Origin of the sequence: Actinacidiphila epipremni (assembly GCF_012034175.1) — a bacterium.
GTDB lineage: Bacteria > Actinomycetota > Actinomycetes > Streptomycetales > Streptomycetaceae > Actinacidiphila > Actinacidiphila epipremni.
Genome location: NZ_JAATEJ010000016.1, coordinates 48,213 through 62,020, shown reverse-complemented (window position 1 = coordinate 62,020; position 13,808 = coordinate 48,213). Strand labels below are relative to the sequence as shown.

The 13,808-nt window shown below is 74.5% G+C and carries 12 protein-coding genes; 10 read left to right on the top strand and 2 right to left on the bottom strand.

The genetic code is table 11. The features are described from left to right. Positions 1–30 precede the first annotated feature (30 nt). The 5 genes from HCN08_RS19705 (at position 31) to HCN08_RS19685 (ending at position 6,134) form a co-directional block, all read left to right on the top strand. Positions 31–1,149 (top strand): alpha/beta hydrolase, encoded by a 1,119-nt coding sequence (locus HCN08_RS19705; RefSeq protein WP_167984474.1) that lies wholly within the window; start codon positions 31–33, stop codon positions 1,147–1,149. A 136-nt stretch (positions 1,150–1,285) separates the two neighbouring features. Further along, a complete protein-coding gene (locus tag HCN08_RS19700; RefSeq protein WP_167984473.1) occupies positions 1,286–2,665 on the top strand; it encodes a hypothetical protein in 1,380 nt (459 codons plus the stop codon). A gap of 289 nt (positions 2,666–2,954) precedes the next feature. Next, a complete protein-coding gene (locus HCN08_RS19695) occupies positions 2,955–4,553 on the top strand; it encodes an ABC-F family ATP-binding cassette domain-containing protein (RefSeq protein WP_167984472.1) in 1,599 nt (532 codons plus the stop codon). A 399-nt stretch (positions 4,554–4,952) separates the two neighbouring features. Beyond that, on the top strand, positions 4,953–5,174 hold the full coding sequence (locus tag HCN08_RS19690) for a helix-turn-helix domain-containing protein (RefSeq protein ID WP_031522969.1): 222 nt from the start codon (positions 4,953–4,955) through the stop codon (positions 5,172–5,174). Between the two features lie 162 nt (positions 5,175–5,336). Beyond that, positions 5,337–6,134, top strand: coding sequence for an enoyl-CoA hydratase/isomerase family protein (locus HCN08_RS19685; RefSeq protein WP_167984470.1), 798 nt, complete (start codon positions 5,337–5,339; stop codon positions 6,132–6,134). 39 nt (positions 6,135–6,173) lie between these two features. On the opposite strand, the gene HCN08_RS19680 is transcribed toward HCN08_RS19685, so the two are convergent. Then, a complete protein-coding gene (locus tag HCN08_RS19680) occupies positions 6,174–6,992 on the bottom strand; it encodes a nucleopolyhedrovirus P10 family protein (RefSeq protein ID WP_407648842.1) in 819 nt (272 codons plus the stop codon). 137 nt (positions 6,993–7,129) lie between these two features. On the opposite strand from HCN08_RS19680, the gene HCN08_RS19675 reads away from it, so the two are divergent. The 5 genes from HCN08_RS19675 (at position 7,130) to amaP (ending at position 9,588) form a co-directional block, all read left to right on the top strand. Then, complete coding sequence (locus tag HCN08_RS19675; protein WP_167984469.1) at positions 7,130–7,639, top strand: Asp23/Gls24 family envelope stress response protein; 510 nt, start codon at positions 7,130–7,132, stop codon at positions 7,637–7,639. Positions 7,640–7,720: 81 nt separating this feature from the next. After that, on the top strand, positions 7,721–7,921 hold the full coding sequence (locus HCN08_RS19670; protein WP_167984468.1) for a hypothetical protein: 201 nt from the start codon (positions 7,721–7,723) through the stop codon (positions 7,919–7,921). Next, positions 7,921–8,295 carry an Asp23/Gls24 family envelope stress response protein gene (locus tag HCN08_RS19665; protein ID WP_167984467.1) on the top strand — a complete coding sequence of 125 codons (375 nt, stop codon included), beginning with the start codon at positions 7,921–7,923 and terminating at the stop codon, positions 8,293–8,295. Before HCN08_RS19670 ends, HCN08_RS19665 begins: the two co-directional genes overlap by 1 nt. After that, positions 8,292–8,984, top strand: coding sequence for a DUF6286 domain-containing protein (locus HCN08_RS19660; RefSeq protein ID WP_167984466.1), 693 nt, complete (start codon positions 8,292–8,294; stop codon positions 8,982–8,984). Before HCN08_RS19665 ends, HCN08_RS19660 begins: the two co-directional genes overlap by 4 nt. A 7-nt stretch (positions 8,985–8,991) precedes the next feature. Beyond that, entirely contained in the window at positions 8,992–9,588 is a 597-nt protein-coding gene (amaP, locus tag HCN08_RS19655; RefSeq protein WP_167984465.1) for an alkaline shock response membrane anchor protein AmaP, read from the top strand. A gap of 28 nt (positions 9,589–9,616) precedes the next feature. Here the strand turns inward: amaP and HCN08_RS19650 are convergent, their stop codons facing one another. Continuing rightward, complete coding sequence (locus HCN08_RS19650; RefSeq protein WP_167984464.1) at positions 9,617–13,567, bottom strand: LamG-like jellyroll fold domain-containing protein; 3,951 nt, start codon at positions 13,565–13,567, stop codon at positions 9,617–9,619. Positions 13,568–13,808 lie beyond the last annotated feature (241 nt).

Below are 13,808 nucleotides of genomic sequence, written 5' to 3'. Positions count from 1 at the left end.
GGAACACGGGCAACGGTGAGACTGGACGGGATGCGACTGCGAACCGCCGTGGCCACGGCCACGACCGTGCTGGGTGCCGGCACCGCCGCCCTCGTGGTGGCCGGCCGGTACGGATCGAGGTTTGCCCTGCGCCGGGGCGGCGCCGGCAACGGCGAGGGCGCCGTCACGGTGCACACCGTCACCGAGGACCGCGTCACCCTCACCCGCACCCCCGCCTCGGTGCGGCGCGGGGTCTACGGGCTCACCGGCCGCGGCGGCCTGCACGCCGTCACCGGCGACGTCGTGGACGGCGCCGCCTACACCGTCACGCGCAAGCTGCTCGCCGTGCCGCACGGCTCGCTCGACGCCGGCACCCCCGTCCATTTCACCCCGCAGGTGCACCGCGGCAACCCGCATGTCGCGCTCGGCCTGGAGTACACCGAGGTGGACGTGCCCGGCGAGCTGGGCCCGCTGCCCGGATGGTACCTGCCCGGCGCCCGCACCACCTGGGTCATCACCGTGCACGGCCTGGACGCCACCCGCGAGCACGCCCTGAACGTGCTGCCCGCCCTGCACAAGCACCGCCTGACCCAGCTCGTCCTCGGCTACCGCGGCGACCCCGGCGCCCCGCCGCCGCCCGACGGCATCAGCCACCTCGGCCGTACCGAATGGCGCGACGTGGACGCGGCCATGCGCTACGCCGTCGAGTACGGCGCCCGGCGCATCGTGCTGTACGGCTGGTCGGTCGGCGCCACCATGGCCCTGCACGCCCACCGCCTGTCGGGCGTACGGGACCGGGTCGTGGGCCTGGTGCTGGACTCGCCGGTGCTGGACTGGCGCAGCACCGTCGCCGCCGCCGCGCACCGGCACGGCATGCCCGCGCCGCTCACCCCGCTGGCGATCCGGGCCGCCGAGGGCCGCACGAACGTACCCGGCCGGCAGGCCGACACCGCGCCCGCCGACCCGGCGCCGCCCACCGTCCCCACGGTGGTCTTCCACGGCCCCGACGACACCCTCGCGCCCTGGGCCGCCTCCCGCGCCCTCGCCGACCGCCACCCGGACCGCATCGTGCTGCACACCGTCCGCGGCGCCGAGCACGGCGCGATGTGGAACGCCGACCCGGAGGCGTACGAGGAGAGCCTGCGCCGCTTCCTGACCCCGCTCATGTGAGCCGGGCCGGCGGGCGCCGGTGAAGCCGCCGGTCACCGGCCCGCGCGGGGCCCCGCGCGGGCGCGGGCGGCGGGCGTACCGGCCGTGCGGGATCGGCCGATTGGGAATCTGGGCGCGATGGGGCGAGACTTCTCCAGTGACGTCCCGTAGCCCGCGAGACACTCCGCTCCGCCTTGTCCCCCGCCGGCCGCTCACCGCCGCCCGCAGGACCGCGGCCACGCGCAGGCCAAGACCGCCGCGCCCGCCCGAAGGCACCCCCCCGCTCCCGGACCTGGCCCGGTTCGCCCGCGCCGAACTCGCCGCCGCCGCGCGGCTGGCGCGCTGGGCCGGCACCGGGCCCGGCACCGCCGGACCGACCGGCATACTGCCCGACGACGTCCTGGCCCGCGCCGCCGCGGACCTGGACCTGACCCCCGGCCAGATCCGCACCGCCTGGGACCGCGCCAGGCTCTCCGGCCTGATCGAGCTGCACGGCGGCACCGCCCGGCCCGGCTGGCGGCTGCGCGCCTGGGACACCGACGACACCGCCGTGCTGCGCGGCTGGGTCGCGCTCTTCGACGCCTGGTCGCTCGCCCACCCCTTCCTGCCCTCGCCGCCCGGCGGCCGGCCCGGGCCCGACCCGGCGCTGGTCGCCGAAGTCATCGAGGCCGCACCGCAGTTGCTGTCCTTCCTGCATCTGTCCAACGGGCCGGTGCCGATCGACACCCTGCTGGACCTGCTGCGCCAGCGCGTCGCCGAGCTGCGCACCGAGCGCCACGAGCCGCCCGCCGACGGGGCCGGCGACCCGCTGCCGACACTGCTGGACTGGACGCTGGAGGCCGTCGGCAGGGTGGGAGCGCTCCAGCCGCGCGACCCGGCCCGCCCCGACGAGGTCGCGCTCACCGCGCTCGGCAGCTGGGCGGTGTGGGTCAAGCTGGAGCAGATCTGCGTCGCCGCCCAGGGCCCGGCCGGGCACATCGAGCAGTCCGCCGCGACCATGCTGCGCGCCTGCGCCCGGCTCTCGCCCGGCCCCGCCCGCGCCGAATACCGCGCCTGGCTCGCCGCCCGCCCGGTCGCCCCGGCCGTCGCCGAGCTCCTGGAGACCGCCCGCGGTGACGACGCGCTGCTGCGCGGCCTGGCCTTCGAGGCGCTGCGGGTCGTCGGCGAACCGGCCGAGCCCGCGGTGCGCGCGGTCGTCGACGAGCCGGGCCTGCGGCCGTACGCGGTGCTGTGGCTCGCCGAACTCGACGGCGACGACCCGGACACCGCGACCCGGCTGCTGACCCGCGAGGAGGCGACCTGGCTGTGGGTGGACACCGCCGCCGCCGTCGCCGACCACGGCGAGGACCACCTCCTTGTCAGCCACCTGGAGACCGCCGTGCAGGGCTCGGTGCCCGGACTGCTCCAGGAGGTGCGTGACGTAGGTCACCCCCGCACCGTGCAGGTCCTCGTGGCGCTCGCCGCCGCGCACCCCGACCCGGTGCTGGCCAAGGCCATGCGCAAGGCGGCCTTCCAGGTCCACACCGGCGAGTCCTGACCCGCCCGCACCACCCGGCGGGCCCCGCCCGCCGGCGTCCCCGGCAAGGACCGGCCGCCTCGTGGACCGGCCCTTACCGGCGGGACGGAAATCCCCTGGCGCGCGCCGGTTAGACTGGCCCGTATGGCTGTACTGGTCCTCGATTAGCCCCTGGCGTGACGCGCGACGCCCCGTTGCCCGCGTCCATCCGGCCCCACCGGTTCCACCCGGTCCATCCGGTCCGCCCGTTTCCCGGTCCTGCCGGTCCGTCCGGCCGCCAGGCCCTCCGCCACGCCATGGAGCACACCCCGTGATCACTGCCAGCGGCATTGAGCTGCGCGCCGGCGCCCGCGTCCTCATCGAGTCCGCCTCCTTCCAGGTCGCCAAGGGCGACCGCATCGGACTGGTCGGCCGCAACGGCGCCGGCAAGACCACCCTCACCAAGGTCCTGGCCGGCGAGGGCCAGCCGGCCGCCGGCACCGTCACGCGCTCCGGCGAGGTCGGCTACCTCCCGCAGGACCCGCGCACCGGCGACCTGGAGACCCTCGCCAGCGACCGCATCCTCGGCGCCCGCGAACTCGACGTCGTGCTGCGCAAAATGCGCGAGAACGAGCAGCGGATGGCGACCGGAAAAGGCGCCACGCGCGAGAACGCGATGAAGAAATACGCCCGGCTGGAAACGGAGTTCCTCACCAAGGGCGGTTATGCCGCCGAGGCCGAGGCGGCGACCATCGCGGCGGCGCTCGGCCTGCCCGACCGCATCCTCGGCCAGCCGCTGCACACCCTCTCCGGCGGCCAGCGGCGCCGGGTGGAGCTCGCCAGGATCCTGTTCTCCGACGCCGACACCCTGCTGCTCGACGAGCCCACCAACCACCTGGACGCGGACTCCATCAGCTGGCTGCGCGACTACCTGAAGACCTATCGCGGCGGATTCATCGTCATCTCGCACGACGTGAACCTCATCGAGACGGTCGTCAACAAGGTGTTCTATCTCGACGCCAACCGCGCCCACATCGATGTGTACAACATGGGGTGGCGGCTCTACCAGCAGCAGCGCGAGGCCGACGAGAAGCGCCGCAAGCGCGAACGCGCGAATGCGGAAAAGAAGGCCGCGGCCCTCAATTCGCAGGCCGACAAGATGCGCGCCAAGGCGACCAAGACGGTCGCCGCGCAGAACATGGCGCGCCGCGCCGACAAGCTGCTCGCCGGCCTGGACGCGGTACGCGTGTCGGACAAGGTCGCCAAGCTGCGCTTCCCCGACCCGGCGCCGTGCGGCAAGACGCCGCTGATGGCCTCGGGGCTGTCGAAGTCGTACGGCTCGCTGGAGATCTTCACCGATGTCGACCTGGCGATCGACCGCGGCTCCCGGGTGGTCATCCTGGGCCTGAACGGCGCCGGCAAGACCACCCTGCTGCGGCTGCTGGCGGGCGTGGAGACCCCCGACACCGGCGAGGTCACCCCGGGCCACGGCCTCAAGCTCGGCTACTACGCCCAGGAGCACGAGACGCTGGACCCGGACCGCACGGTCCTGGAGAACATGCGCTCCTCGGCGCCCGATACCGACCTGGTGGACATCCGCAAGATCCTCGGCTCGTTCCTCTTCTCCGGCGACGACGTCGACAAGCCCGCCGGTGTGCTCTCGGGCGGCGAGAAGACCCGGCTCGCGCTCGCCTCGCTGGTCGTCTCCAGCGCCAACGTGCTGCTGCTGGACGAGCCGACCAACAACCTCGACCCGGCCAGCCGCGAGGAGATCCTGGGCGCGCTGCGCACCTTCACCGGCGCGGTCGTGCTGGTCACGCACGACGAGGGCGCGGTGGAGGCGCTGCAGCCCGAGCGGATCATCCTGCTGCCCGACGGCGTCGAGGACCTGTGGGGCCAGGACTACGCGGACCTGGTCTCGCTCGCCTGAGGCCCGCCCGCGACCCGGCGGGGGAGCGGGCCACTGGCCTGGTCAACGGCCGGATGATCATGCCGTATGGATCATTCGGCCCATCGCGCGTCCGTCATTTGCATGAGTCCGGCTCGTACCGGCGCACGCCGGCGCCCGACCGCCGCGGGGCGCGACGATCAGTGGCGTGACGTCGGTAAACACCTTACCGACAGCCCCTGACCTGCTGGTATTGCGCGGGCGCAGTTCCGCCCGCGGAAATTACCGGCGGAAAATGCGCGCCCGGAAGCGTTCTTCCATGACTATCGGGGCATTCGGCTGGGGAATGTGCGGTGACAGACCTTGTCGAATGGGTGGCCAGGAAGGCGCTTAGGGGTGATCATGAGAGTCCAGAGCGCACTTCCCCAGGAGGAGGCACGGGTGGCCGAGACTCTGAAGAAGGGCAGCCGGGTGACCGGCGCCGCGCGCGAGAAGCTCGCGGCAGACCTGAAGAAGAAGTACGACTCCGGTGCGAGCATCCGTGCGCTGGCCGAGGAAACGGGCCGGTCCTACGGGTTCGTCCACCGGATGCTCAGCGAGTCCGGCGTGACCCTGCGCGGTCGCGGCGGAGCGACACGGGGCAAGAAGGCCGTCACCGCCTGACCGGCAGGTCACGCCCGACACGCCCCGGCCGGGCCGCCCGGCCCGGTCCCGACGGGCGGGGCACCTCCCCGTACCCCGCGGGCCTGCGTACCGAGCAGTTGGTTACTCTTCGGTAATCACCTCGCTCCTCACGCATGTACGCGGTCCGCTCGGAGGTCCCCGATGCCCGATGACACGATCCTGCTCGCCCGCGACGGAATCCGGCTCGCGCTGGACGGCACCGGCGCCGTCGCCACCATCACCCTGTGCAACCCGGCCAAGCGCAACGCGCAGACGCCCGCCCTGTGGCAGGCGCTGACCGAGGCGGGCCGGCTGCTGCCGGGGACCGTACGGGTCGCGGTGCTGCGCGCCGAGGGGCCGTCCTTCTCCGCCGGGCTCGACCGGCAGGCGTTCACCCCCGAAGGCTTCGACGGCGGGCCGTCGTTCCTCGCACTCGGGCGCGGCGACGCGGCCGAGCTCGACGCGACCATCGCCGCCTACCAGCAGGCCTTCACCTGGTGGCGGCGCACCGACCTGATCACGGTCGCCGCCGTCCAGGGCCATGCCATCGGCGCCGGCTTCCAGCTCGCGCTGGCGTGCGACCTGCGGGTGTGCGCCGACGACGTGCAGTTCGCCATGCGCGAGACCAGCCTCGGCCTGGTGCCCGACCTCACCGGCACCAAGCCGCTGGCCGAACTGGTCGGCTACGCCCGCGCGCTGGAGATCTGCGTGACCGGCCGGGTCGTGCACGCCGAGGAGGCCGAGCGCACCGGCCTGGCCAACGCCGTCGTGCCCGCCGCCGAGCTCGACGCCGCCGTCGCCGACCTCACCGCCGCGCTGCTCGGCCCGCCCCGCGACGCCGTCAACGAGACCAAGGCCCTGCTGCGCACCGCCCTGACCCACACCGAGCCCGAGCAGTACGCCGCCGAACGCGCCGCCCAGGGCCGCCGGCTGCGCGACCTGGCCGGCGCCGCGGAGTAGCCGGTACGGCCCGGGGGCGGTACGCCCGCGCGGCAGCGGCTACGCGTCCGTCACCACCACCGCCGTCGCCACCGGCCCCGGGGCGTCCAGGGCCGCGGCGGCGGTGATCGCGGCCGTCACCGCCCGGGCCACCTCGTACGGGCGGTGCCCGGCCGCCACCGCGAACTGCACCTGCACCCGGCGCCCCGGGGCGTCCTGCGTGTCGCGCACCCGCACGCCGGAGCCCAGCCCCGCGAGCCGCCGGGTCAGCCGCAGCACCCCCGGCACGGCCAGCGCAGCCGCCGCCACCCGCTCGGCCGCCCCGGGCGCCCCCTCCCCGGCGCCCGGCAGCTCCCGCGCGCCCTCGCCCTGCGCGCCCTCCTCGACGACCACGCCCTCGCGCACCTGCGCCAGCTCGGGCCCGCCCTCCAGCAGCCCCGACACCTCCAGGTCCACCGCCCGCACCGGCACCCCGAGCCCGTCCCGCGCGGTCGCCCACAGCACCGCCCGCAGCCGCTCGGCGCTGCGCGGCAGCGGCTCGTCGAGCCCGGCCCCGAAGTCCGCGGTGATCCGCAGCGGCCCGTACGGCAGCGCCCCTGTCGGCGCCGCCCCATGGGGCCCGCCGCCCGCGTCATCCTCCCGGCCCAACGCGGCCACCTCGCCCGCCCCGCCCCCGGGACCCGGGTCCTCGCCGGCGTCGTCCAGCCGCACCCCGACCGCCCCCAGCCGTACCCCCGGCAGTGCGTCCGCGACCCGCCGCAGCGCGGCCACGGCGGCGCTCTCGGTGATCCAGGCGGCATCCCCGGCCTCGCCCAGCGGGAGCAGCCGCCCCAGCGCGACCTGCTCCCGTACGGTCCTGGCCAGTCGGTCCATGGTCACCAGGTCTCCTCGCCTTCCGGTACGGCCACCACCCGAACGGGGGTCGGCGGGCCCCTGTGGGCGCATCCCCGCAGCGCTCTCGGGCATGCGCACATAGTGTGGTGCACGGAGCAGCCCAGACGAAGGGACGACTCGCGATGACGGACAGCGCGCAGTACAACCGGCCCGAGCCCGAAGGCTCGTCGCTCACCCCCGAAGGCGGCAGGACGCTGGACAAGGGCAGCGCCGGCGGCCCGGCCCGCAAGGCGCTCGGCGACCCGGCGAGCCGCGGCCGTACCACCATCGCCGACGGCGTGGTGGAGAAGATCGCCGGTCTTGCCGCGCGCGACGTGGTGGGCGTGCACGCGATGGGCACCGGCCTGTCCCGGACGTTCGGCGCGGTCCGCGACCGGGTCCCCGGCAGCACCCGCTCGGCCACCCGCGGCGTCAAGGCCGAGGTCGGCGAGGTGCAGACGGCGCTCGACCTGGACATCGTGGTGGAGTACGGCGTCTCCATCGTCGAGGTCGCCCGCGCGGTGCGGGAGAACGTGGTCGCGGCGGTCGAGCGGATGACGGGCCTGGAAGTCGTCGAGGTCAATGTGGCCGTGGGCGATGTGAAGCTGCCCGACGAAGACGATGATGACGAACGCGAGCAGCGGGTCCAGTAGGGACCCGGCGCCCGCGCACCTGACCGGACACACCGCGCGTGACCGCGCGCGTGACGCACCCGAACGGACCTGGAGCGGACGATGAGCATGGCGGTGATCGGCCTCGCGGCCGGGATGGCACTGGGGTTCGCCGGCTACTTCGGCGGCTTCGGCGCCTTTCTGGTGGTGGCCCTGCTCGGCGCGGTCGGTTTCGTGGCGGGCAAGTTCTTCGACGGCGACCTCGAACCCGGCGACTTCTTCCGCAACCGGGACCGTGACCGCGACCGCGACCGGCGGCGCTGATGGCGTCGTCGGCCGTCCCCGGGCAGCTCCCCCCGGCCGACCGGGGGGCGCTGCGCATCGCGGACCGGGTGGTCGCCAAGATCGCCGCCCAGGCCGCCGGTGAGGTGCTGACCGACGCGCCCGGCGCCGACCTCGTCCCGCGCGACACCCGCCCGCACGCCTCGGTGTCGGTCCGCAAGGACACCGCGCGGCTGCGGCTCACCCTGGAACTGGGCTACCCGGCCGACATCGGGACGGTGTGCGGCTCGGTGCGCCGCCATGTCACCGGCCGGGTCGAGGCGCTGACGGGTATGGATGTACCCGAGGTGGCCGTCGAGGTGGAGCGGCTGCACTCCGCGGCGGCGAGCCGTGCGCAGGAGGGGAGAGTGGAATGACCGACGAGGGCGGCAGCCACGTCTACCGCGCGCAGGACCCGAACCAGTCGCCGGAGGAGGCCGCCCGGGTCAGCATCACCAAGCGCCGGGACCTCGAACCGTACGCGGTGACCTCGGGGCTGCCCGGTGCCGGCGAGGGCCCCAGGGTCCGCCGCTTCTGGTCCGGGCGCCGGGTGCCCGCCGCCCTCGCCGCCGCCGTGGGGCTGGGCCTTTCCGGCCTGTTCCTCTACGACATCGCCTCGGTGCGCGCCGACCGCCAGGGCATGCAGTGGCGCCGCACCCTCGCCCATGAGCTCGCCACCCGGCACCTGGACAACGTGTGGATCATCGTCGGCGCCGCCGTCGCCGCGGCGCTGGGCCTGTGGCTGCTGGTGCTCGCCGCGACCCCCGGCGAGCGCGGGGTGCTGCCGATGGCGCGCAGCGGCACGGCGGGCGTACGCGCGGGCCTGGACCGGCGGGCGGCCGAACTGGTGCTGCGGGACCGGGCGATGGAGGTCTCCGGGGTGCGCTGGGCGCGGGTCGAGGTCGGCCGCCGGAAGATCACGGCGCGGGCCGCCTCGCACTTCCGCGACCTGGAAGAGGTGCGCACCGACCTGACGACCGCGCTCGGCGAGGCCGTACGGCAGCTGGGCCTGGCCCGGTCGCCGCATCTGCGCATCCACCTGCGGCGCGCGGAAAAGAAGGGGTGAGGCGAGGATGCGCACCACCGTCAACCGGCTCATGCTGGGGCTGCTCGGCCTGATCCTGCTCGTCGTGGGGCTCGCGGTGCTGTTCGCCGGCCTCGACCTGCCGCGGCACTGGAACTTCACCATGCCCGGTTGGTGGCCCTACCGCGGCCCCAAGGACGTGCTGCTCAGCAGCCACGACCGGACCCGCTACCGCTCCGACGGCTGGTGGTGGCCGGTGGTCTTCGCCGTCCTCGGGGTGCTCTTCGTCATCGGCCTGTGGTGGCTGCTGGCGCAGGCCCGCACCCGGCGGCTGCGGCAGATCAGGATCGACAGCGGCGACGGCCAGGGCGCGCTGCTGCGCGGTCGCGCGCTGGAGAACGTGCTGCGTGCCGAGGCCGAGGAGCACGAGGGCGTCGAGTGGGCGAACGCGCTGCTCACCGGCCGCCGCGGCAGCCCCGAGGCGCGCCTGGTGCTGGGCCTGGCCCCGCACGCCACGCCCGAGGACGTCGTCGCCGGGCTGGACGCCCACGTCCTGGAGCGCGCCCGCACCTCCGCCGGCCTGGACGACCTGCCCGCCGAGGCCCGGCTGCGCCCGGTCCGCCACCGTGCGGCCCGGGTGACCTGACCCGGGCCGCACGGGGCCGCTCATGACGTCATGACGTGGTGTAGAGGTGGTGCACCTCGTCGGGCGTGAGCGCGACGGGGTAGGCGCGGACGTCGGCGATGGAGCCGTTCCACTGGTTGTACGGGGTGGTGCTGCCGATCGTCGCGTTGCCGCCGATGTTGAGCCGGCCGCCGGCGTTGTAGACCGGGGTGGGGTTCACCGCGGCCTTGTTGGCGGCGACCCCGTCGACGTACAGCGTCTGGGTGTCGGTGTCGGCGTCGTAGACCCCGGTGATGAGGGTCCACACGCCGGTGGTGGGCGACTGCTCCTTGCCCGTCGCGTCCCGGGTGCCGCCGGTCGCCGCGACCAGGGTGGTGTCGGTGGCGTCACCGGTGGTGGTCTGGAAGTACCAGGAGTGCGTGGGCTGCTGGTAGCCGAGGTAGAAGGCCTGGTGGTTGACGGTGCCCTGGCTCACCGCGCCGATCGTGGCGGCCGTCGAGCCCAGCTCCACCCACGCCGAGACGGTGTAGCTCCTGCTGGTGTCCAGCGCGGCGTGCGCGGACTGGAGCAGGCCTGTCGTGCCGTTCAGGACCAGCGCCGAGTTCGCCGCGCCGGTGTGGCCCGGGCCCCAGCCCGTCGCGCCGTACGCGGTGGCCGGGTTGGTGGTGTCGGTGTCGGCGGTGCTGCCGGCCAGCTGCCACTGGTCGGCGGCGGTGCCGTTGCTGCCGATGGTGAAGTACGGGGCGGTGCCGGTGACCGGTGAGCCGGCGCTGCCGGTCGCGGTGGTGCCGGGGCGGATGTTGAGGCTGCCGGCGCTGGAGACCGACCACAGGTCGGGGATGCCGTCGCCGGTGAGGTCGCCGTCGGAGCCGACGAGCGGGTCGTTGGCGGCGACCAGGTTGCCGAACTTGGTGCCGGCGCTGACCGCGGTGACGATGGGCGCCGGCTCGTCCAGCGGGTCGCCGTCGGCGTCGGTGGAGGTCGTGCCGGTGGTCAGGGTGTAGCTGTCGATGTCGCCGGTGGTGCGGTTGCGGGCCCAGAGGCCCGGCTTGCCGGTGCCGGCGGTGTCGCCGGGCGACATCAGGTCCATGGCCTTCCAGCCGGTGGCCGCGACCTTCACCGGGGCGCCGAGCGTCCCGAAGGCGACGGTCGGGTAGAACCACAGCGCGGCGTCCCCCGAGCCGGTGGTCTCGGTGGTGAGCAGCCCGGTGTAGTGGCCGAAGTGCCCGGCGTCCAGGGCGGTGGTGGACACGTCGCCGAGCGCGGTGACCTGGAGGGTGGTCGACCAGTCGGCCGCGTAGTCCGTGCAGGACGGGCAGGGCGGCTTGGCGATCTCCTGCTTCTTGTCGAAGCGGCCGTCGGTGCCGGTGTTGCCGGGGTTGTAGTAGAAGACCATCGACGGCGACCCCGTCTTGTGCACGATCAGGTCGTCGACGTTCAGGCCGCTGCGCATGCTGCCGCGGTGGGTGACCTGGTAGCCCTTCCACGCGTCGCCGGCCGGGGAGTCGGCGGCCTTGGCGGCCAGGCTCACCGCGGGGCTCGCGGCCTGGGTGTTGCCGGGCACGGAGTGCGCGTAGAGGTTGCCGTCGCCGCCGGGGACGAGCACGTCGGGGGAGCCGTCACCGGTGGTGTCGCCGAAGACCGGCGTCGGGCCGTGCGGGTTCCACGGCACGTAGAAGGCGTACGGCACGACGGTGGAGTAGTTGCCCGCGTTGTCCTCGGCCTGGACGTAGACGACGTTGGTGCCCCAGTGCGTGGGGAAGACGGCCAGCCCGTTCGCCTGCGAGGGCAGCTTGGCGCCGCACTGCCAGGCGGCGTCCGACAGCGTCGGGTCGAAGCTCCAGTGCATGCAGGCCAGGCCCGAGGGCGTGCCGTGCGGCGCCGGGTCGGTCGCGGTGAAGGGCACCCAGCCGCCGCCCCCGGCGAAGACGCCGGTGACCTGGCCGTTGCCGGACGGCGGGAAGGTCGCGCCGAGCGAGCCGGCCGGCAGCTGGTCGGGTGCCTCGGGCACGGTGACCGTGGGCGGGGTCAGGTCGACGCGGAAGTGGCAGTGGGTGCCGGGCGCCGCGGCCGAGGTGAGGATGCCGTCGTTGGCGGAGACGTCCCAGCCGTAGGAGCCGCCGTCCTGGAGCTTGGCGGTGGGCACGGTGAAGACGGCCTGGCTGCCGGAGGAGTAGTAGCCGGTGTAGCCGGTCAGCACCGTCCCGGCGGTGTCCCACAGGTCGAAGTAGCCGCGCACCGGCTGGGCGGGGCTGGTCGGACTGGAGACGGTGGCCTTGAGCTGGAGGCCGCCGGCGCCGGGGTTGTCGAGGAAGGCGGAGGTGGTGGAGTTGGCGGTCGCCTCGCACGGCTGGGTGGTGCCGGCGGAGGCGTAGCGCGGGGTGGGGGAGGCGGTGAAGTTCTTCGGCGCGTTCGGCGTGGCGTCGTAGGTGACGCTGAGGGTGGCCTTGTTGGACAGCCGCTTGAGGCCGTTGGCGTCGGACTCGTCGCCGTAGAGCCCGAAGGTCAGGACGCTGGAGCTGGCGCTCATCGCCGGGCAGCTGCTGTCGCTGTCGCCCATGGCGTGCCGGACGGCGCAGGTCGCGTTGTAGCTGAAGGAGACGTTGCCGCAGTCGGCCGAGCCGGTGCCGCCGACGCTGACGCTGCCGACGAGCCCGCCGCCGGGCTGGTTGTTCCAGTTCGTGCCGTGCCCGATCGCGGTGGTCGAGGCATAGGCGCGTACCGCGTACTTGTTGGTGCAGCTCCAGTCGGCGGAGTACGTCTGGGTGACCGTCAGGGTGGCGCTGCCGATGACGTCCTGCGCGGAGTGCAGGGCCGAGGTGTTGAACTGGTAGTACGTGCGCTCCTTGTCGGAGGGGACGCAGCTGCCGCCGTCGGGGTAGGTGCCGCACAGGCCCAGGCCCGGCTGGGAGCTGTGGGAGGTGCCGTACTGCCCGAAGTTGTCGGCGGTGGGGTAGGCGGACTGGACCCACGTCCAGGTGGGCGCGCCGGCCTTCCACGGCAGGTAGGACGGGTCGATGTAGACCGGGTAGTGGGTGCCGGCGCCGTGCAGCAGGCCGGCGGGCGGGGTGAGGGTGACCGCGTCGCCGGTGGCGCTGACCTGGAGCGGGGCGGTCTGCGCGCCGGTGCCGGGGCCGTCGGCGGTGCTGGGGTCGGCGCCCGCGGCGGCCTGCGGGGCGAGCGCGTCCGGCCGCCCGGCCGCCGCCGCGGCGGTGTCCGGGGTGCTGGAGTCCCACATGGTCGGGGTGGGGGCGACGAAGTGGACGGCGCCGGCGCTGTCGACCGCCTGGAGCCCGCCGTCGGCGTTGGCCTGCATGGTCAGGCCCGCGCCGGTCGTCGACAGCCGCAGGGTGGCGAGCGCCGGATCGGCCGCGGCGGCGGCGGATTTGACGACCAGCACCTCGCGGATGCCGCCGACGTCGGTCGCGGTGACGTCCAGGTCCACGTCCGGCAGCACGTCGGCGTAGACCGCCGTGTCGCCGTGGACGGTGGGGGCGGGCAGCGCGAAGGGCATGCCGATCGCCAGCGTGCTGCCGTCCTCGCCGGTGAGCGTGGCCAGCGGGGCGGTGCCGCCGCCGGACAGGGTCAGCGCGTTGAGCGGCGCCTTCGCCGACAGGGTGCCGTCGGCGTTCACCTTCAGGGTGCTGTCGACCGGCACCCACGTCCCGTTCTGCCGCACCCGGGTGGGCGCGGGGGTGCTCTGCTGGGTGAGCGTGCCGTCCGGGTTGGCGGTGGTCTGCGCGTACGGCGTGGTGAGCGCGTCGACCACGACCGGCTGCCCGGTCTCCCGGGCCTGCGCGACGGCCCGGTCCTGCGGTGTGGCGTCCGGTGGCAGCGCGGTCACATGGCCGTCGCCGCCGGACCCGGCGTCGGCGGCGGCGGGGCCGGCGAGCCCGGTCGCCGCCCCGCCCGCGAGCATCAGCGCGAGGGCCAGCAGGACACCCGCCGACCGCCTGCCGGGCGTGTCCGCCCGGCGCTTCCCGCGAGCGGGCCGTCTCATACCCCCCATGGGGTCCCCTCCCCTTGTGGCGCCTTGTGGCGCGGTTGAGCGCACAATAGGTGACCGCTCGCCCGGGCTGAGTAAAAATATGGGCAAGATATTTTCCTGCTCAAAAACATATGAGCTTCGTACTATACCGTCCCTCTCAACTGTGGCCGCCGAGGACTTCCCCGGCGGCCGTCGCTTGCGAGGGGGTTCTCGTGGGTTCTTGGGGACGGGCTCGGCCCGGCAGGGCCGGACG